The 20,438-nt window shown below is 38.4% G+C and carries 23 protein-coding genes; 17 read left to right on the plus strand and 6 right to left on the minus strand.

The features are described 5' to 3' along the window. Positions 1-272: 272 nt before the first annotated feature. The 6 genes from NSR00_RS14530 to NSR00_RS14545 form a co-directional block, all read right to left on the minus strand. Entirely contained in the window at positions 273-1,646 is a 1,374-nt protein-coding gene (locus tag NSR00_RS14530) for an IS1380-like element ISGsp2 family transposase (protein ID WP_044899598.1), read from the minus strand. A gap of 83 nt (positions 1,647-1,729) precedes the next feature. Continuing rightward, positions 1,730-2,044 carry a helix-turn-helix domain-containing protein gene (locus NSR00_RS14535; protein ID WP_340789874.1) on the minus strand — a complete coding sequence of 105 codons (315 nt, stop codon included), beginning with the start codon at positions 2,042-2,044 and terminating at the stop codon, positions 1,730-1,732. Between the two features lie 87 nt (positions 2,045-2,131). Then, positions 2,132-2,326 carry a transposase gene (locus NSR00_RS14540; RefSeq protein WP_094246425.1) on the minus strand — a complete coding sequence of 65 codons (195 nt, stop codon included), beginning with the start codon at positions 2,324-2,326 and terminating at the stop codon, positions 2,132-2,134. A gap of 163 nt (positions 2,327-2,489) precedes the next feature. Further along, complete coding sequence (locus tag NSR00_RS18145; RefSeq protein ID WP_144597200.1) at positions 2,490-2,804, minus strand: transposase; 315 nt, start codon at positions 2,802-2,804, stop codon at positions 2,490-2,492. Between the two features lie 174 nt (positions 2,805-2,978). Continuing rightward, positions 2,979-3,095 carry a transposase family protein gene (locus tag NSR00_RS18150; protein ID WP_445659588.1) on the minus strand — a complete coding sequence of 39 codons (117 nt, stop codon included), beginning with the start codon at positions 3,093-3,095 and terminating at the stop codon, positions 2,979-2,981. Positions 3,096-3,835: 740 nt separating this feature from the next. Continuing rightward, positions 3,836-4,183 (minus strand): hypothetical protein, encoded by a 348-nt coding sequence (locus tag NSR00_RS14545; protein ID WP_063386339.1) that lies wholly within the window; start codon positions 4,181-4,183, stop codon positions 3,836-3,838. 333 nt (positions 4,184-4,516) lie between these two features. On the opposite strand from NSR00_RS14545, the gene NSR00_RS14550 reads away from it, so the two are divergent. From NSR00_RS14550 to NSR00_RS14630, 17 genes are all read left to right on the plus strand, one after another. After that, positions 4,517-5,764 carry an NAD(P)H-dependent oxidoreductase gene (locus NSR00_RS14550; protein ID WP_340789546.1) on the plus strand — a complete coding sequence of 416 codons (1,248 nt, stop codon included), beginning with the start codon at positions 4,517-4,519 and terminating at the stop codon, positions 5,762-5,764. Between the two features lie 37 nt (positions 5,765-5,801). Further along, positions 5,802-6,227 (plus strand): transcriptional regulator GutM, encoded by a 426-nt coding sequence (locus NSR00_RS14555; RefSeq protein WP_340789547.1) that lies wholly within the window; start codon positions 5,802-5,804, stop codon positions 6,225-6,227. A gap of 25 nt (positions 6,228-6,252) precedes the next feature. Further along, positions 6,253-6,780, plus strand: coding sequence for a PTS glucitol/sorbitol transporter subunit IIC (gene srlA / locus NSR00_RS14560; protein WP_066246929.1), 528 nt, complete (start codon positions 6,253-6,255; stop codon positions 6,778-6,780). Positions 6,781-6,831: 51 nt separating this feature from the next. Then, the gene (gene srlE / locus NSR00_RS14565; protein ID WP_063386336.1) at positions 6,832-7,866 is read left to right on the plus strand and encodes a PTS glucitol/sorbitol transporter subunit IIB; all 1,035 of its coding nucleotides are present in this window, start codon (positions 6,832-6,834) and stop codon (positions 7,864-7,866) included. A gap of 28 nt (positions 7,867-7,894) precedes the next feature. After that, entirely contained in the window at positions 7,895-8,254 is a 360-nt protein-coding gene (locus tag NSR00_RS14570; protein WP_063386335.1) for a PTS glucitol/sorbitol transporter subunit IIA, read from the plus strand. Positions 8,255-8,322: 68 nt separating this feature from the next. Continuing rightward, the gene (locus tag NSR00_RS14575) at positions 8,323-9,246 is read left to right on the plus strand and encodes a sugar-binding transcriptional regulator (protein WP_340789548.1); all 924 of its coding nucleotides are present in this window, start codon (positions 8,323-8,325) and stop codon (positions 9,244-9,246) included. 355 nt (positions 9,247-9,601) lie between these two features. Further along, entirely contained in the window at positions 9,602-10,582 is a 981-nt protein-coding gene (gene pdhA, locus NSR00_RS14580) for a pyruvate dehydrogenase (acetyl-transferring) E1 component subunit alpha (protein ID WP_340789550.1), read from the plus strand. Positions 10,583-10,602: 20 nt separating this feature from the next. After that, entirely contained in the window at positions 10,603-11,586 is a 984-nt protein-coding gene (locus NSR00_RS14585) for an alpha-ketoacid dehydrogenase subunit beta (protein ID WP_063386333.1), read from the plus strand. Between the two features lie 16 nt (positions 11,587-11,602). Further along, positions 11,603-12,934, plus strand: coding sequence for a dihydrolipoamide acetyltransferase family protein (locus NSR00_RS14590; RefSeq protein ID WP_340789552.1), 1,332 nt, complete (start codon positions 11,603-11,605; stop codon positions 12,932-12,934). Positions 12,935-12,948: 14 nt separating this feature from the next. After that, on the plus strand, positions 12,949-14,331 hold the full coding sequence (gene lpdA / locus NSR00_RS14595; protein ID WP_340789553.1) for a dihydrolipoyl dehydrogenase: 1,383 nt from the start codon (positions 12,949-12,951) through the stop codon (positions 14,329-14,331). 230 nt (positions 14,332-14,561) lie between these two features. Beyond that, the gene (locus NSR00_RS14600; RefSeq protein ID WP_340789556.1) at positions 14,562-15,029 is read left to right on the plus strand and encodes a PTS sugar transporter subunit IIA; all 468 of its coding nucleotides are present in this window, start codon (positions 14,562-14,564) and stop codon (positions 15,027-15,029) included. A gap of 54 nt (positions 15,030-15,083) precedes the next feature. Beyond that, positions 15,084-16,469 (plus strand): PTS galactitol transporter subunit IIC, encoded by a 1,386-nt coding sequence (locus NSR00_RS14605; RefSeq protein WP_340789558.1) that lies wholly within the window; start codon positions 15,084-15,086, stop codon positions 16,467-16,469. Positions 16,470-16,496: 27 nt separating this feature from the next. After that, positions 16,497-16,781, plus strand: a complete 285-nt coding sequence (locus tag NSR00_RS14610) for a PTS sugar transporter subunit IIB (RefSeq protein WP_066246917.1) — start codon at positions 16,497-16,499, stop codon at positions 16,779-16,781. Positions 16,782-16,858: 77 nt separating this feature from the next. Next, complete coding sequence (locus NSR00_RS14615) at positions 16,859-17,287, plus strand: hypothetical protein (RefSeq protein ID WP_133309084.1); 429 nt, start codon at positions 16,859-16,861, stop codon at positions 17,285-17,287. Positions 17,288-17,301: 14 nt separating this feature from the next. After that, positions 17,302-18,327: a zinc-dependent dehydrogenase gene (locus NSR00_RS14620; protein WP_340789559.1), complete on the plus strand. Its 1,026-nt coding sequence runs from the start codon at positions 17,302-17,304 to the stop codon at positions 18,325-18,327. Between the two features lie 21 nt (positions 18,328-18,348). Then, a complete protein-coding gene (locus NSR00_RS14625) occupies positions 18,349-19,044 on the plus strand; it encodes an SDR family NAD(P)-dependent oxidoreductase (protein WP_340789560.1) in 696 nt (231 codons plus the stop codon). Further along, on the plus strand, positions 19,041-19,793 hold the full coding sequence (locus NSR00_RS14630; RefSeq protein WP_340789561.1) for an SDR family NAD(P)-dependent oxidoreductase: 753 nt from the start codon (positions 19,041-19,043) through the stop codon (positions 19,791-19,793). Before NSR00_RS14625 ends, NSR00_RS14630 begins: the two co-directional genes overlap by 4 nt. Positions 19,794-20,438 lie beyond the last annotated feature (645 nt).

The raw sequence follows: 20,438 nt of genomic DNA on the forward strand, positions 1-20,438 counted from the left end.
AAATATAAAAATTTTAGTTAACATTTAGATCTTTCTTTTCCTGTAATTTCCATTTTTTTGTAAATCCTGAATCCGTGATGAATTGAAATCGACTTTGATTTTGTTGTAATTTTGATGGATTGATAATCCATAAAACCCCTTTTATGCTTATGACCTATGTCATCTCTATTTCCGAAAATGGAACAAATCTCTTTTTTAGGTATACGAACCAAAAAAATAGACAAAAAAGCACAGGGAGTGACGTTGGACATCAGTGCCCGAACATTCGTTCGTTATCTTGCCTCTCTCCATTTCTGATAGACGTTCAGTAGGGGCTCGCTATAGCCACTCCTTCGCGTCAGTTTCATCCAGATCTGTCGTGATCGACGGACGAGTCGCCCTGCCATCGTGATCACCGTCTGAATAATCGTCTTGATGCGGCGGCGTTTCACTTTGTGGTGCAACGGATGTCTCGGATCGCTTAATAGATCTTGTCCAATCAGACGAAGAAGATTGTAAACGAAGGCTCCCATGACCAACACGAGCGCATTCGTTTTCATCTTCCCAGATGGAAGCCGCTCTAAATCTAAGTCGCTCTTCAGTTCGCTATGAAACTGTTCGCATGTCGCATGGTCATGATACAACGCGAGCACATCGCTCATTCGAACATGCTCGTATCCTTTGAGCCGCACCCAATAGCTTTCCACTTCATAATCAGGAACGAGCATCAGCTGTCCATTGCGTTCCATCGTCCGTTCCGTCACTTGGGTGACTTGAACGTACGTATACGTGTTTCCATCGATCGCTGCCTTCTGTGGAAGGCATAGCTCATAGGTTTGTACTCCTTCGCTTTGTCCATCATCGACACGTTTGCCCTTTTGCGAAGCGATCTGGAACCAAAGCGCTTTCGATTCTCGGCGTAAGTTTCGCTTGATGACAAAGTCCACGTCTTCCTTTAGGCATACGTGCACATTCGCTTCTGCATCGTTTCCTGCATCCATGCGAACAAGCAGACGAGATGAAGTCAGTTGACGAGCTCGACGGATAGCGGTGACTAAAAACGAGGGCATGTTGTCTTGCACATGTTGTTTCCCTGGACGCAACTCGGCATGAACGAGATACCCTTCCTTCCCTGCATACGCAAACAACGGTGTAAAACCGTCAAATCCTTTATACGTTCGACTGACTCCTTCTTTTTTCGTATCGGAGTTGTCAAATGGGGAACCATCTATATCAAGGGGAAGCCATGTCGTCTTTCCTTTGGTCCAACAAGGGGACAAAGTGGCATGTCGTTGAATCAACAGACGTATGGACTCCTCCCAAAGAATCGTTTCGGTCATCGGAAGACAAGCGAGCTGATCGAGTCGTTGTCGCAAGGTTGGAGAGGAAGGCACGTGCTGAATCCCCATCGATGCCGAAAAGATATCGTCCTGACGATACGCTTCGATATGATCGAAATCCGTTTTTCCTGTGGCAAGCAAGCCAATCATCGAGCGAATGACATCGCTATGGGAAATGTGCACTTCTCGACGAACCGTTGGAAGCCGAAGTGCGTTTACCCGTTTATCCAGTTTCGTTCGATGGAGTAAGTAGCCAACGAGAGCAAGCCCAGCACTTGGGGTAATCGCTTCATCTGTCAATACAAACCGAATCGGGAAATCTTTCATCACATCACCTACTTGATGAAGAATCGTCAACGTCGTTTTCCCTTATCGTATCAACGGTTTGCGACCATTGTAAAGATGTTTTGTCACGGATTCAGGGTAAATTCTAAAAACTGACGGAATTCTTCTTTCGATACTCCGGAATTCATTGCTTCCTGTACTAATAACATCCATTCAGGATCAAGAACATTCGTATTTTCTTCATTTTCCCCATTTATTAATGTATTAACAGGAACATCTAAAACGGATGATATTTTTTCCAAGAAATGGACAGAGGGGTTTGATTGAAGATTCCGTTCGATAGAACTTAAATAAGATTTTGCCACCCCTGCTTGTTCAGCCAGTTCAGATAGCGTAAGACCTTTGTTTTTTCTAAGCTGCTTTATGCGATCACCAATCATCATGATCATTTCACCTTCCTTTAACGGTTCTATGTCAATTATTGGGTGTACTTGATGTGAAGAGCACCTCTTTTATATGTATGAAAGTTAGATAAGTGAGCATAATATCTTATTTCTGAGTCGATCAAAGTTGCGAATACCATAAGAAATTCGTTTCATCACTTTAATTTTATTGTCAATCCCTTCTAAATAACCGTTGGTGTAGGGATAAATAAATGAATGGATAATTTCTTTTTCCCAGCTTTTAAAGATTCGTTTCTCATTCAGTCCCGATTTATCAATAGCTTAATACAGCAGTTCTAAGTTTGACCTTGCATTTCGCTCATTATTTTGTGTCATCTATTTTTTAAAGACTTCTATCACTTGGTAAGCTTTCCTTAAATCGGGGGCAACTCTAAATAATATTGAGAGTTCCTGTTTACGTGTGATGAGCTTCTTTTTCGATTTATGGGAGAGAAACCGCAACTTTTTCATCGAGTTTCGATCTTTGTCTTGGTTCGAGTGCCCAAAAGTTTTGGCGCGCATAATGGAATTGGTCCACGATGATAATCGAATTTTGAAAGAGTTGTTGGGCCAAAATTTTATACGGCTGCCACATATCCATGACTACCATTTGAATACGATAAATCGGTAAAGAGCGAAAATAATCTTTTAACTTGGACCAACTTTCAGTCTTGAATGACATCCAATACCTTGTAGCCTTGAGGGTCACCAATGACACATTGATATGTTCCTTTTTCGGTTGTCCACTTGATCTCATCAAGGGCTAAAATTCGTGGTAATGAGTGGCTTTCATAAGTATCATAACGGTCAAAATATCGAATAACCGTTGAGTATCATCATCCAATATCTTTAGACACTTCCTTAAAATTGGCCGTTCTCCTTTTGATAAGAAGAGCTTGAAGGACAAATTTCGTATGACGCTGATAACGCCCTAAAAGGCATATAATTCAAAGAAACGTTTTCCGCAAAATGTACATTTATAACGACGCTTTTTCAGAATGAGGTACGCATACATTCCACGAAACTTGATATCTCGAATCTTCTGCAGACATAATCATGAATGGATCTTGCCTCTTCCAGCATTGAGGGCCATGTTTATAACAAGGTTTGGTTTCGAGAAAAATTCAAGGTGCGTATCTGTCTCCACAATCTTTGACGCCATTACATTTTCCAATCCAATCAGCTCTGGGATGCAAATAGTCTTGCATTTACGAAGTCTCCTTTTTAATGAGGTTTTGCCACTTTCATTATAAAAGAGAGCATTTCGTAAATGCTTTTTTATTTTTTAAGAAATTTCTTCTACCTCAACATTTGGTATAGAACCCTTTTAACCCAAATGTTTGTTTTTATTTAGAAACAACATAATCGCAATTAAAAAAAGTAAACGTAAAAGTCCAATTTTAAATCAAATTCATTTGCAAATGCATGAAAATACAAAATATTAATAAGGGAAAGCTCCATTCCGAAGAAATGACTAGAAAACATGTTTCCCCTATTCAGAATCATTTTACATCACTAAGTCGAACCATGTCTACTTATGCCGAATAAATCTTTGGCTATTCATACTTATTATATTCTCTTCTAAAAGCTGCTACCCCTTTTTTATTAATTCAAAATTAACGTTTTCTGCTCGTCAAGCTAAATGGGGAAAATGGAGAAAAAATTCGTTGAAATTGCCGTATTGCTTTTTTATTAACTACCGGCAATTAATCGGCATAAATCCAGGTAAAGAGGCTGTAAACATTTAAGGGATTCGGAGATTTAAACTGCATGGAAAGCCGAAAAAAGCTACTTTTTCCGTTTTTGCTTCTCTTTAAATGTTTTAAAAACATCTCGTGTTTGCTTCATATATTTATAAATGCTGTAAGGCTTTTTTATGATCCGGATCGGAAGGGAAAGCAAAAATTTACTGAGGTCATTCCGGTATTCCTCTGTAATCTCAGCCGGTTTATGAACAATTTTTTCATACACCTCATGGTAAAATTCGTTTAATAAATCAATTTTTATTTCAACTGTGTGATGGCAGTTTGCACATTCTATCCTTGAAATTTTATCGTTAATGTAAGTAATGATGTGATCTTGTTCCTCATTGCAATGAATACAAAATAACGTTGCTTCCATTTCTTTAATTTCCACGTTCTTCACCTCTTTTTATGAAGGATGAATTCTCCAAAATCCTTCTCTACACTAAGTATATTATTCAAAGCTGCATTCATTTCCTTCTATAAAAATGTTTCTAAATGCCAACAATTGATAAAACATCTTCAACGATTTAAATCATTATAACCAAATTTTAATATGTATTTCAAAGTATAAAAAGTTTGAAAAATACTTTCAAGAATTTATTGACTTTTTAAACATCTGGAATATAATAAGGATTACAAACGATTAACAAATGTTATAAGTCGTAACAAATGTTACAGGGTACATGCACATACGACAAAAAATTGCCTAGAAGGAGCTGGAAACATGTCTATTTATCAAGAGTTGCTTTCACGGGAACGTGACGGCCAGCCAATTAAAGTAGGTGTTGTTGGTGCAGGTCAAATGGGATTCGGTCTGATTTCCCAAATCTCACGCATACCTGGCATGGTAGTCAGAGGGATTTGTGATGTCAATATTGAAGCGGCAGAAAGAGCCAGCAGCTATTATCAATCGAAATTAACGAAAAAACATCCTGTTCTTGTCAGCAGTGATTACCGAAAAGTGATTCAATCTGATGAAGTAGAAGTCATTGTAGATGCTACAGGGGTTCCTGAAGTTGGTGCAAACATTTCACTGGAAGCATTAAGATCTAGAAAACATTTAGTACTGCTTAACGTTGAAGTAGATATTACAATCGGATCAATTATGCACAATTTGTTTACCTCAGCCGGATTAGTTTATACAGGATCTGCGGGAGATGAACCGGCAGCAACGCTTGAACTGTATGAGTTTGCGAAGACAATGGGTCTTGAAGTGCTTGTTGCTGGGAAAGGGAAAAACAACCCGTTCATACCAAACGCCAATCCGGATACATGCAAGGAAGAAGCTGCTCAAAAACATATGAGCGCCCATATGCTTGCAGCGTTCCAAGACGGCACAAAAACAATGGCTGAAATGAATTTATTAAGCAACGCTACAGGCCTCATTCCAGATAAAGTTGGTATGCACGGCGTGGAAGCAAATTTGGAAACGGTTGCCGACAAGTTGAATTTACAAGAAAACGGCGGTGTTTTAAGTCAATTCGGAGTAGTTGAATATGTAAACGGATTAGCACCGGGCGTGTTTGTCATTGTGAAAAGCGAATTAGAACCTGTAGATGCAGAATTAAGATATTTGAAAGTTGGCAAAGGCCCTCATTACGTTCTTTACCGGCCTTATCATCTAGCAAGTTTAGAAACTCCTATTACGATTGCAAAAGCAGTATTGCAACACGATACATCGATTCATCCATTAGGGGCGCCAGTTTCAGAAACAGTCGCTGTTGCCAAGCGCGATATTCAAGCAGGAGAAGCCATTGATGGCATCGGCGGCTACTCAGTAAGAGGCGTGCTTGAAACTCATCAAGAGATGAAGAAAAATTCACACATCCCAATCGGTTTAATCAGTGGAAACATTGTTGCAAAACGTTCCATTAAACAAGGTCAATTTTTAACATTAGATGATGTTGAGCTAGATCCATCCACAACCGTTTGGAAATTAAGATCTCTTCAAGATCATCTATTTTCTAACTAAAAAATGCATTTGTGCAGAGCAAAGGGGGTGATTCTTTTTGAAGCTTGCTATCATTTTAACCATGATTTTGCTAGTTCAATATGTGGCGACAATTATACAAGTCAGACATTATAAAAAATATGTCGACAAAATTGTAAGCCGTTACAAGGGTAAAGAAGGGTATTTTTTGTACTCAGGCATGAATCGGCGAAAATTTAGTTCCGGCGCTATGGCAATGATTGTTGTGAACAAGGATTATGTTATAGAAGATTGCTATATTCTAAAAGGTATTTCAGTTTTCTCAAAGTTTAAAAAATATGAAAAATACATTGGCCATCATGTAGCCAAAATTTTGGATGATCACCATGAATTCACAGAAAATGCTGCAGGAAAAAAGAGGCAAATCCCTTCATTTTTGGCGGCTTTATCGATGGCGGCCGAAAATGCTATCGTTTCCATTTCCAAGAAAAAGCTTTCAATATAAAATGTGCTGAAAGGAGAAGTGAAAGATGGAATGGTTGAAATGGATTGGTGAACATTTTATCGGAATGTTCCAGGCTGGCGGAGAAACGTTTATGGGTATGTTTACAGGCATTATCCCGACTTTGGTTGTTTTGCTTACATTTACTTATGCAGTTATTAAATTTATTGGTGAAGAGCGGGTCAATAGAGCGATACAATTTGCTTCGAAGTATATGCTGTTACGATATACTGTCATGCCGATATTATCAGTATTGCTGTTAACAAACCCGATGTGTTATACGTTCGGACGCTTTTTGCCAGAAAAACAAAAGCCGGCGTTTTATGATTCAGCTGTATCGTTTGTTCATCCGGTGACGGCGTTGTTCCCGTATGCAAACGCAGGAGAATTATTTGTCTATTTAGGAATTGCCAACGGAATAAAAGAAGCGGGCTATTCTATGTCAGAGCTTGCTGTTCGTTATTTTCTCGTAGGGATCGTAGTTATTTTATTGCGGGGAATTATTACGGAATATATAACAAAATTTTTGGCGCGCAGAATGGAAGCGAAATCTTAAATTTTGGACAAAGATGAAAGCGAGTTCAAATTTTAAAGAGGAGGAGAACATATGTCAAAACGAGCTGTTTTTGTTGCAAAAGGTTCTGGCGGCTGGGGAAAAGGCTTGCGCATTGAACCGAAAGGAAAGAAACAAAAAGTTGTATCCATTACAGGCGGCGGCATCCATCCTGTAGCAGCGAGAATAGCAGAATTAACAGGCACTGAAGCTGTAGATGGTTTTAAAAATTCAGTTCCGGAAGATGAAATGATGTGTGTCGTGATTGACTGCGGCGGAACAGCCAGAATTGGTTTGTATCCAATGAAAAGAATCCCGACCGTTGATATTCTTCCTTCTTCACCTTCTGGTCCATTGGCGAAACACATTACAGAAGATATTTTTGTATCGGGTGTTACTGTGAAGGATATTTATCTTGCGGACGAAGCAGAAGAACAAAACATTCAGACGGATGCTTCGGAAACGGAGCAGCAAGAAGACAGTCCAAAATTCAATGTGAATGATAAGGAAGCATTTAAAGCTCAATACGAACAAGTAAAAAAGGAACACCGTGAAAACAATGAAAATATATTAATGAAGTTTTCAAGAGGAATAGGAAAAGTAACTGGTACTTTTTATCAGGCGGGACGCGATTCTGTTGATATGCTGATTAAAAATATTATTCCATTTATGGCTTTTGTTAGTATGTTAATAGGTATAATTAATTATACGGGAATCGGTGATTTGATCGCTAATACTCTTTCTCCTCTTGCCAGTTCTTTATGGGGATTGATCGTCATCGTTATCGTATGTACAATCCCGATTCTGTCACCGGTGTTAGGTCCTGGAGCTGTTATTGCGCAAGTCATTGGGGTATTAATTGGAAGCCAAATTGCAGCGGGCAACATTCCGCCTCAATTTGCTTTGCCGGCTCTATTTGCCATTAATGGCCAAGTGGGTGCGGATTTTGTCCCTGTCGGTTTGTCTCTTGGAGAAGCGAAGCCAGAAACGATTCAATACGGTGTGCCAGCTGTATTGTACAGCCGTTTAATCACAGGAGTTCTTGCAGTTTTAATCGCATATGCCGCAAGCATCGGCATGTATCAATAATGAATAGGATTTCAAGGAGGATCAGAAGATGTCGAAAACGATTATTCGTGAAATCGGTACTCTAGTCCCATCATTTGAAGAAGAAAAAGTTTTAATTCTCTTTGGACCTAATGCTCCTCAAGAGCTTAGAGAAGTATCTGTTATTCATGAATTTGAAGGCGATGTGTCGGATGAGCCGCTTGTTGAGGGCGGAAAAATTATATGGGGCGATCAAGAATATTTCATCACAGCAGTCGGCTCGGCAGCAAACAAAAATTTAAAGGAATTAGGCCATATTTCGATCTATTTTTCCAAACCAAATGAACATGTGCTTCCAGGAGCTGTTTTTGTCGAGCCTTTTACTTTCCCACATATTGAAGTTGGAAAAGAAATTCGCTTTGAAAAATAACAATTTTCTTTCTGTTACCATTATAATTTAATACGAACCTAGATTTTATAGAAAGAAGTGGGGAATTATTGGAAGATAGAAGGCTGCTTGTGAAAATTTCTCATATGTATTATGCGGAAGGAGCTACACAATCAGAAATCGCAAAAGTGTTCGGTGTAAGCCGGTCGCTGATCTCAAAATATTTATCAAAAGCAAGAGAATTGGGAATTGTTGAAATTAAAATTCATGACGGCTCAAATCATCCTCTCATGAATATAGAAGCAAGAATTGAAAAAAAATATGGACTTCGGGAAGTCATTTGCGTTCCGAATCTAGGAAACGGACCGGATTTGGAAAATATCGGGGAATATGCGAGCAAATATTTATTAAGGATATTGAAAGACGGACAAATTGTCGGGGTTTCTTCTGGCACGACATTGCTTTCTGTTGCGAAGCAGATACCAGCTAACCTTAATTATTCCTCCACGACCTTTGTTCCGATTGTAGGAGGAATGGGGGATGAACGGGTAGATATACATGCCAATGTTCTTGTTTCGATGTTTGCTGAAAAATTGAAGGCAAATTATAAGCTTCTCCATGCCCCTGTGATGGCTGACAGCAAAAAAGATAAGGAATTGTTTATGACCCAAACATCTATACAAAGCATTTTTAACCTTGCCGAAAAAGCGGATATCATCCTTGTAGGAATCGGCGGTTCACCTAAACACTCAACCATTACGAGATCAGAGCTGGGAAAAAAGTATAGACAATATTTTAATGAACTCGATGCTGTTGGCGATATTTGCTATAAGTTTATCGATGAAAACGGAAGCGCCCCTTCAAATATTTGGAATGATAAAATCATTTCTTTTAATATTGAAAAATTAAAAGAAATTCCGTTTGTGATTGGAGTGGCAGCAGGACTGGAAAAAGTCGATGCGATCAAAGCCGTTTTAAAAGGGAAGTTAATAAATGTGTTAATTACAGATGAAAAAACAGCGGAAATGCTTTGACCTAAAAAAATTAATCATATGTGTAAGATGGGGTTCGATAAGTCCCTAAATAAATCAAGTAAAAAACAATAAACCGTTTTTCTCTGCTTGATTTCGTATGTTTCCTATTTTGTCTAAAAGAGCTGAGCTGCCATAACTACAAATTGGCAGCCATTTTTTTTGCATAAAACATGGTTGCAGCCCCTCGATTATCTTTAGTTAACCAAACAAAAGAAAGAAGCTTGAGTACTTCCACTATTTTGAAAGGCTCCAATAAATAAGCTTATATAGATATTCCTTGACTATTTTCGGAAAAAACTCTATATTTATTACAAAAGTAACTATAAAGAACAAATGTAAAGGAGAGGTGGAAGAAATGAGTAATCATGCACTTCCAGCATTTATAACGGATGAAAGATTAGTTGAATTGTATAAACAAATGTGGCTGATTCGATATTTTGATGAAAAAGTCGACCAATTTTTTGCAAAAGGGATGATTCATGGAACGACTCACCTTTGTGTAGGACAAGAAGCAACAGCAGCAGGATCAATTGCCGTTTTGCAAGAGAAAGATAAAATTACCAGCACACACAGGGGTCACGGCCATTGCATTGCTAAAGGTGCAACAGTCGATAGAATGATGGCCGAACTGTTTGGCAAAGTAACCGGATACTGTAAAGGGAAAGGCGGTTCCATGCACATTGCAGATGTAGAGAAAGGAAACCTAGGGGCAAACGGAATTGTTGGCGGAGGCATTCCTTTGGCAGTCGGTGCGGCATTAACTTCAAAGATGAAAAATGAGGGGTATGTTGTATTGTGCTTCTTCGGAGATGGTGCAGCAAATGAAGGAAGCTTCCATGAATCATTAAACCTTGCTTCCATTTGGGATCTTCCAGTTGTGTTCATTTGCGAGAACAATCAATACGGAATGAGCGGGTCTGTAAAAGAGATGTTCAATATTGAAAATATAGCAGATCGTGCACAGGCTTACGGTATTCCAGGCAAAGTAATCGATGGAAACGACATGCTTGAAGTGATGAATACAGTTTATGAAGCTGTTGAACATGCCAGATCAGGGAAGGGCCCTGTGCTGATTGAAGCAAAAACATATCGATGGAAAGGCCACTCAAAAAGCGATGCAAAAAAATACCGCACTCGTGAAGAAGAGCAAGAGTGGAGAAAAAAAGATCCGATCAAACGGTTTAAAGAGTACTTGATTGACAAAGGAGTATTAACAGAAGAAAAGGCTGAACAGCTGAGAGAAGAAGCATTCCAGGAAATTGAAGACGCTGTTAAATTTGCGAAAAACAGTCCAGAACCGTCTGTTGATACATTGCTTGAAGACGTTTATGCGTAAATTTAGGGAGGGGAAAAGCGATGAGAGAGATCACTTATTTAGAAGCAGTTCGAGAAGCAATGAGTCAAGAAATGAGAAAAAATGAAGATGTTTATATATTAGGCGAGGATATCGGGGTTTACGGCGGTGCATTTGGTGTCACGCGGGGGATGATCGAGGAATTTGGTCCGGAACGCGTGAGAAATACGCCAATTTCTGAAGCGGCCATTGCAGGTGCGGCTGTCGGATCAGCGCTGACAGGCATGCGGCCGATTTTGGAGCTTCAATTTTCAGATTTCATCACAATCGCTATGGATCAGCTTGTGAACCAAGCTGCAAAGCTCCGATACATGTTCGGAGGTAAGGGGAAAGTTCCGATGGTTGTAAGAACTCCTGCCGGATCAGGTACAGGCGCAGCTGCCCAGCATTCTCAAAGTTTAGAAGCTTGGATGGCGCACATTCCGGGGCTGAAAGTCGTACAGCCGTCAACAGCTTACGATGCAAAAGGATTATTAAAAGCAGCGATTGACGATGATAATCCAGTTATTTTCTACGAACACAAACTCCTTTACAAAACAAAAAGCCACGTTCCAGAAGAACAATACTCGATTCCATTAGGAAAAGCGGATATTAAACGGGAAGGCAAAGATGTGACGATTGTTGCAACAGCGATTATGGTGCATAAAGCATTAGAAGCGGCAAAAGAGCTTGAAAAAGAAGGAATTGACGTCGAAATTGTCGATCCAAGAACACTTGTCCCGCTGGATGAAGAAACGATCGTCGAATCTGTGAAAAAGACAGGTAGAGTTGTAGTCGTCCATGAAGCTGTAAAACGCGGAGGATATGGCGGTGAAATCGCTAGTGTCATTGCAGAGAGCGAGGCCTTCGATTATCTCGATGCCCCAATCAAACGTCTTGGCGGGCTACCTGTCCCTATTCCTTATAATCCGAATCTAGAAAAAGCAGCTGTCCCGCAAGTACCGGATATTATAAAAGCAGTAAAAGAAACGGTTCAATTTAAATAAAAAGGGGGGAGAACCGATGGCAAAAGAAATTTTTATGCCGAAGCTGAGCAGTACGATGGAAGTCGGCACACTCCTTCAATGGTTTAAAGAAGAAGGAGAATCCGTTGATATCGGCGAACCGTTATTTGAGATAATGACCGATAAAATCAATATTGAAGTTGAGGCATATGACAGAGGAATATTGTTGAAAAAATATTTCCAACCGGATGACCAAATTCCGGTCAATCAAGTGATCGGATATATCGGCGAACCGGGGGAAAAGGTTCCTGACGAGCCGCCGGCTTTATCAGAGGAATCAAGCGAACAATCCGTTGAAAAGACTGAACAGTCTGAAACAAACGAAGACGCTGTCGAAGTAAAAAGCAATGAGAATGGTAAAGTACGAGCCACACCTGCCGCAAGACGTTTAGCTAAAGAAACGAAAGTAGATCTTCGGAACATTGTAGGAAGCGGGCCAAAAGGACGCATACACCTTAAAGATGTGAAGCAATATTTAGAAACAGAAAAGGCACAACCGAAAGCATCGCCGCTAGCAAGAAAAATTGCAGAGCATGAGAATATAGACTTGAAGGCGCTTCAAGGCTCAGGTGCAGGAGGCAAGGTGATGAAACAGGATGTTATCAACGCCATTCAAGCATCAAGTCAGAAAGCTCAGCAGTCTGAAGTTCGGAAGAAACTATCCGGATTGCGGAAAGTGGTTGCCGACAGAATGGTGCAAAGCGCATTTACTGCTCCACATGTTACATTGGCCAGCGATATTGATATGACAAAAGCAATCGAAATGAGAACAGCGCTTCTTCCGGTTGTCGAAAAACAAACTGGATTCCGTTTAACTTATACAGACATTATGATCAAAGCAGTCGGTACAGCTTTATCACGATTCCCTGAAGTGAACGTTCATTTGGAGCATGATGAAATCATTTATAAAAATGAAGTTAATGTTGGAGTGGCAGTTGCGGTAAAAGACGGTTTAATGGTGCCGGTAATTAAACAAGTTGAGCAGAAAGGATTGGCCGCTATTTGTGCAGAAGCAAAAGATTTAAGCAAACGTGCAAGGGAACAAAAACTCCGGCCTGACGAGCTTAAAGGCTCTACCTTTACGATCAGTAATCTCGGCATGTATCCGATAGATGTATTTACACCGATTATTAATCAGCCGGAAATAGCCATTTTAGGTGTTGGTAGAACCCAAGAAAAACCTGTAGTAGTCAACGGGGAAATCGTCATTCGGCCGATGATGACAGCCAGCCTGTCTTTTGATCACCGTGTAATAGATGGAGCACCTGCTGCAGAATTTTTGGCAGAAGTTAAACGCATTCTTGAAAACCCGTATGAAATGATCTTATAAGGAGGGGGCTCAATTTGACAAAATCGTATGATATTGCAGTAATTGGCGGTGGACCAGGAGGCTACATGGCAGCACTTCATGCAGCACGGTTTGGAAAAAAAGTAATGCTAGTCGAAAAAGATTTTTTGGGCGGCACATGTTTAAATAGAGGCTGCATCCCTTCCAAAACATGGTTGAAAAACGCTGAAATTATTGAGGCAATTGAATTATCAAGAGAATGGGGAATTCAAACGGACAACATCACGATTTCATTAGACAAAATGAAAAAGCGCAAAGACGAAGTCATCTCCCGTCTCAGAAACGGTGTTATGTTTTTGTTAAAGCAAGGAAAAATTGATGTATATGAGGCAGAAGGCTTTGTAGAAGAAGGAAATATTGTAAAAGTAGTTTCGGATAAAAAAGAGGAACGTGTTCAAGCAGACAAAATTATTGTGGCAACCGGTTCATCCCCTTCCGTTCCCCCAATAGATGGACTGGGCTCTGCGTCTTTTTATACAAGCGATACCATTTTTGATATTGAAAAAATACCAAGCTCCCTAACCATAATTGGCGGCGGAGTCATTGGGGTGGAGTTAGCGACTATTTTTTCCAGTCTAAAAACAAATGTTACGATCATTGAAATGGCCGGACGGATTATTCCAACTGAAGATGCTGACGCCTCCAAAGCGCTAGCTAAATCGCTGCAGAAAAAAGGAGTCCAAATTTTAACAGATGCGAAAGTAACAAGCGTGAAACAAAACGGAGACAAAATCATTGTCGAATGTCTAAATGAAAAAGGCGAATCGGTATCGGTAGAAGGGGAGGCGCTTTTAGTAAGCGTTGGAAGAAAACCTAATTTATCTGCCGTTCAGGCAGTAAAGCTAGAACAAAACGGGCCTTTTATTAAAGTGGACGAAAAAATGGAAACGAGCTATCCGAATATTTATGCTGTCGGCGATGTCATAGGAGGATATCAGCTGGCGCATGCGGCATATATGGAAGGAATTGTTGCCGCATCGAACGCAGCAGGCTGTGAACGGAAAATGGATGAAAAAGTTGTTCCCAGGTGCATTTTTACGCTTCCAGAAGTAGCTAGTGTTGGCTTGACAGAAGAGGAGGCCAAGCGCAAAGGGCTGCAAGTAAAGGCTGAAAGATTTGATCTTGCCGGAAATGGAAAAGCGCTTGTTTCTGGCGACACATCAGGATTTATAAAAATAGTGTATGATGAAAAATATGGAGAAATAATTGGAGTCACAATGGTTGGCCCACACGTGACCGAAATGATTTCAGAAGCTTCCTCTTTCATATCCCTGGAAGGCACTGTAGAAGAACTGGCCAATATGATCCATCCTCACCCAACCATATCTGAATCGTTTTTTGACGTCGCAAGAAACATTATAGACAAAAGTAAAAAATAATAGCGTGATGTAAAAAGGGCTTATTTACAATTGTTATACTAATTAACATTTAGTAAAACAAATTTGTAAATAAGCTCTTATTTTTTCTAATTTAATTAAAAAGTATTGACTCGATAATTCTAACAATTTAAAATATTATTAACAAATGTAATATTAAAGAACTTTTGGAAAGGGGATGAGAATGTTCCAAATGATTGTCTTTCCTTATAAAGAAATAGGGAGATGGTTTTATGGAGAAGTTTGTACATCTAGATGAAGATATCATTTGCTTGGATGTCGACAAGAAAACGAATGAAGATGTAATTACTTATATGTTTGAAAAAATGAAAAAAAAGAATTATGTGAAGGAATCGTTTCTTAAAGCTGTTTTAAGTAGGGAAAAAGTATATTCTACTGGTTTACCTCTTGAAAATATGGGGGTAGCGATTCCACATACGGATCCCGAACATGTTAACATTCCAACTGTTGGTGTTGCAGTTCTTCGTGAACCTGTGACTTTTCAAATGATGGGAAATCCATCTCAATCTGTAGAAGTAGAAATAGTTTTTATACTAGCAATTAAAGATCCTAGTAAGCAGCTAACAATGTTAGAAAAATTGATGGAAATGTTTCAAAATAATGATGAAATGTTTAAATTAAAAAATGCCAGGGAAAAAGCTGAAATATACAAAATATTAGATAATAAATTTAATTTTTAATATTTTAAAATGTAAGCGTTTTAAATACCTTATTTATTACAGGGGGTGGGTGAAATGATTAAACAAGCTGTTGATTTTATTCTTGATTTAGGACCATCCATCATGTTGCCTATCATAATGACAATTTTCGGATTGATTTTAAAACAAGGATTTAAAAAATCATTTCGGGCTGCTTTGACAATTGGAATTGGTTTTGTTGGAGTAAACCTTGTCATTACTCTTTTAACTAATTCATTAGGTCCAGCTACAGAGGCAATGGTCAAAAAACTTGGTTTGGAGTTGGGAATTTTAGATGTTGGCTGGCCGATTGGTGCAGCTATTTCATTTGGTACTCCAGTCGCTCCACTTATGATTCCTTTAGTACTAATTTTAAATGTTATTTTATTGTCGATTAATTTTACTAAAACTTTAAATGTTGATATTTGGAACTTTTGGCATTTAATTTTTGCAGCTTCTGTTACTTATTATGCTTATGACAATATGATACTTGCATTGTTTGTAGGTTTAGTGGTTTCTGCGATTACATTAAAACTAGCCGACTGGACAGCACCAGCTGTTGAACACCATTTTGGCTTAAAAGGCGTGTCTTTAGCACACTCGGAAACGGTCAATTTTGCCCCAATCACTTACGCAACAAATAGAATATTGGACAAAATACCGGGAATTAACAAAATTCATGCAGATCCTGAAACTTTAAGTAAAAGATTTGGAATATTTGGGGAACCGTTGATGATGGGGCTAATTTTAGGAATGCTAATTAGTATCCTTGGAGGCTACGATTTAAAGGGAATTTTAACACTTGGCGTACAAATGGCAGCTGTGTTAGTTCTTTTGCCTCGGATGGTATCCCTCCTTATGGAAGGGCTGATCCCTATCTCTGAAGGCGCAAGAGATTACATTAATAAAAAATTTCCTGGAAAAAACGTATATATTGGATTAGATGCTGCTATTGTAATTGGTAATCCAGCAAATATGGCAGTAGCTTTAATTATGGTTCCTATAACGATTCTTTTGGCCGTGATTCTTCCATACAATCAAATGTTACCATTTACAGATTTAGCGGTTCTGCCTTTTACCGTCATTTGGGCTGTAGCAGCAGCTAGAGGAAATATTGTTAGGGGATTAATTAATGCTATCATTACGATCATGATTGTTCTTTTTATAGCAACGAACTTAGCGGAATTGGCAACAACAATGGGAAGAGCAGTAGGTTTTGATTTTCCTGAGGGAGCTTCGTTGATTTCTGGTATTGATTTAGGATCTCATGTTATTCCTTGGATCATCGTTCGTTTACTGGACCCAACAAATCCTTATTTTATTGCTGCAATTATATGCGCAGTACTATATGGGTTGATTTGGTATTGGGTGAGAAATGATATCAAAAAGCAATTCTCAAAGGAAATGGGAATCTTGGAAGAGAATAATAAAAATATAGAATAGCAAAAAAAATATGAGGGAGGAATAAATTTGGCACAGAAAAAAATTTTAGTATGTTGCGGAACAGCTGTTGCCACTTCTACTGTAGTTGCCAAAAAGATTGAAGAAGTTTTAAAAAATAAAGGATTCAATGTAGCTGTTGAACAATGCAAGGCTGCAGAAGTGCCTGTAAAAGCTGAAAATGCTGATGTAATCGTTACGACAACACCAGTAAGTAATGTTGGGGATGTGCCAGTTATTCAGACTGTCTCTTTTTTAACGGGTGTTGGGATTGATGATGATATTAACAAAATTATTGAATATTTAAACAAGTAACATGTATCAGGAAAAAGAGTTAGATTTCAAATTCCTTAAAAAAGAAATCTAACTCTTCTTTCAATTCGGAGGTTGTTATGAAAAAGTATAGGTATAGTAAATGGATGGTTTGCAGTAAAAATTTTGTTCCTTTGATTTTAATGGTTGGTTTGTTTGGTTATGGGATATATGGCTATCTTATTGATGAACATAATGAATTATATAAACTATTAATCGTTGTTATGCCTTTTTTAATATTATCCTCCGTTATTGGTTTACAATTTCCTTCTTCTATCACGGTAACGAAAGAAGGAATTTTATTTGAAGGATTTGGCAGACAGCATAAATATGATTGGAGTGAAGTTAAAAATGAAATGAAAATAAAAAAATATGATTTTGCTGGCCAAATATACATTCGCATAGGTAACCCGCGAATATTTGGCGGAAGATATTGGATTTCATATAAAATGGACGGTTACTCTGAATTATTAAGTGAATTAATAAATAGAGGTGCTCGCGTACTTTAGTGGAGGAGATCAATATGAAAGCTGCTGTCTTTTATGATAGGGAGGATATAAGGTATGAAGAAAGACCAATTCCTCAAATAGGTGAAAATGAAATTCTATTAAAAATGAAGATATGTGGTGTATGTGGAACTGATATTCATAAAGTAGTCGATAGAATTGTACCGCCTAATACAGTATTAGGGCATGAAGTATCAGGGGAAATTGTACAAGTTGGTAAAAATGTTACACAATTTGAAGAAGGAGATCGTGTTTTTGTTGCCCATCATGTACCATGCTTCACCTGTCATTATTGTAATAGAGGAAATTACAGTTTATGTACTCAGTTTAAAGCAACAAATCTAGATCCTGGTGGTTTTTCAGAATATATTCGAGTCTCTGCTGTTCATGTAAAACATACAATGGGAAAATTGCCATCTGATATGAGCTTTGAAACAGGAGCTTTTGTAGAACCAGTTGCTTGCTGTTTGCATGGATTTGAGTCCATTGCATTAAATCCTGGAGATACAGTTTTTATAATGGGGGCAGGTCAAATAGGGTGCATTCAAATTCAATTGGCAAAATATTTCTTAGCTGACAGAGTAATCGTAAGTGATATTAACCCATTTCGGTTAAACAAATCATTAGAATTTGGTGCGGACTATATCATAAATAGCAAGAATGAACATGTGAGGGACAGAATAATGGAAATAACAGATGGTCAAGGGGCAGATGTAGTTATTATTTCAGCTGGTGTTAATCATCTGTTGACGGAAGCAATGGAATGTGTAGGCAAAGGTGGGACAATATTAGTATTTGCTCCGTTTAAGAGGGACCTTGTCCCATTACGGGCGGATAGGTTTTTTCAAGACGAAATTAAACTTGTTGGCTCCTATTCATCCAATCCATATAATTACGATAAAGCATTACAACTACTTAAGATGGGTGTTGTAGAAGCGGATAAGATGATCACACATCGTTTCCATTTATCACAGCTGAATGAAGCCATTCAATGTGCACACAGTACTAAAGAGAATGTGTTAAAAGTATTGATTAAATCGTAATAAATGGTGGTGAAAAATCCTTTGGAAATAAAGTTAAAAAATAAAGTTGCGATCGTGGTTGGAAGTAATTTTATTTTTGGGAAAGAGATATGTTTAGCACTTGCTTTATCTGGCGCTGAGGTATGGATTCATCATTTTAACGAGGAGGACAAAATTGAGCAAATTTCTAAAGAAATCTCCTCGCTCGGCGGAACAGCAAAGGTCATCTCAGGCGACTTAAGGAAACTAGAAGAGGTTCAAAAAGTTATTTCAAAAATTGCAAAGAATAGTGGCAAAATTGACATTTTAATCAATAATATTCATGTTTTGTCAAAAGAAACAATTGAGGATTTAGATCCTAATGATTGGATTGAAACGTTGGAGTTCAACCTTGATATTCCGTTCTTATGCAGCAAGGAAGTGATTCCACACATGCTAAGAATTGGGGAGGGAAACATTATTAACATTTCAGCAACCGCGGCAGTCACCGGTGAAATCGGCCCCCATTATGCAGCGTCGAAAAGCGCATTAAATTCAATGACTAAAGGATTGTCTAGGGAATTCCGTGAATTTGGAATACGTGTAAATAGCATTTCTCCTGATATCGTTCAAACATCGACATCATTGTCTTCTCTCAGTAAAGCAGTTGCAAACACAGTTTTGTTTTTATGCTCTTCATATGCTACACATTTAAAAGGTGAAATAATTTTCCTTGGAGAGGAGGAAAATATTCATTGAATAGAGAGAATGTATTGGTAATTGGAGGAGCAGCGGGCATTGGAAAACAGATTGTTTTAGACTTTGCCGGAAGGGGAAAAAAAGTAGCAGTAGCTGATATTAATAAAAAAGCACTTGATCAACTAATTAATGAAAGCGGAAGACCAAATGACATTTTTAGTTTCGAAGTAGATGTATCGAACTGGGAAAGCGTTCAAAATATGATGACAAAAGTTAAAGAAACTTTAAATTCGATTGATATTTTTGTTTATTCTGCAGGGATTACGAAACAAGTTTCTTTTTTGAATATTGATTGGGCATCGTGGAAAAAAACAATAGCTGTAAATTTACATGGACTTTTTTTCAGTACAAAAGCAGTGTTGCCATTAATGAAAAATAAAAATGGGGGTAGTATTATAATCATTGGATCTGGTTCTGCTATAACCGGTTCAGGCGGAGGTATCCATTATGCAGCTTCAAAAGGTGGTGCTTTTGGATTTATGAGATCTTTAGTAGGAGAGCTAGGTAAAGAAGGAATTAACATAAATGTGATTGCGCCTCGTGTAATTGAATCGGACATGCTTGACCGCTTATATCCTTCAGAGGAATCCAAAAATACTCTAAAAAAAGAAATTCCGATAGGCCGACTGGGTAAACCTTCTGATATTTCAAATCTCACTAATTTTTTGTCTAATGAAGAATCAGCATATATTCATGGGCAAATCATTATTGCAGATGGCGGGAGAACATTTAAACCAAAAAGCGGTTAAGTTCACTTGATTAGTTTTGAACTTGATCATCTATTTCTTGAGCTTTACAAGAACCATTTTTTCATCTTAAAAATAATGGTCAATATTGTATTGGGGCAACTTTATGTTCAAAAAACAATAGCTATATGTGTTTTTCGTTCATAATTGTTTTTGCTCACATAAAATTGAGCCACTTCGCTCATGAAAACGTGCACCACTCCATTTCCATCGAAAAACACCATCTTGATATGGAGTGAGAGGCATGATAGGCTTGTTGCCTATCGAAACACTTTGATGTGTCGCCTTTCGAGTGAAATCATGCCTCTGGAGGCTCCATGTCAAGACACTCCAGATTTACCATTTGCCAATTTCGAAGTGACTCACAAGGATGTAATCGGAGTGGCTCAAAATTCAATTATCAAATACAATAATAAAAACATCCATGAGTAATTTTACTCCCCACCCATGCATGAAAATCCATCATTCCTTCCCATAATGGATATGAACGCAAACAGTTTTGAAAGACGTTCTCTTTAATGGTGGTTCGACCCTGTAATAAAAACTGTTTGAGTCCATTTGGTGTTCCACCCATTGTCAGCCCTTTTCGTGTGAAAAGGTGACTACGAACAGAAAAATGCCTAACGTGCAAATGGACTCCCTGTTTGC

The organism is Aeribacillus sp. FSL K6-8394 (assembly GCF_038008865.1).
In the GTDB taxonomy this organism is placed as follows: Bacteria; Bacillota; Bacilli; order Bacillales; family Aeribacillaceae; genus Aeribacillus; species Aeribacillus composti.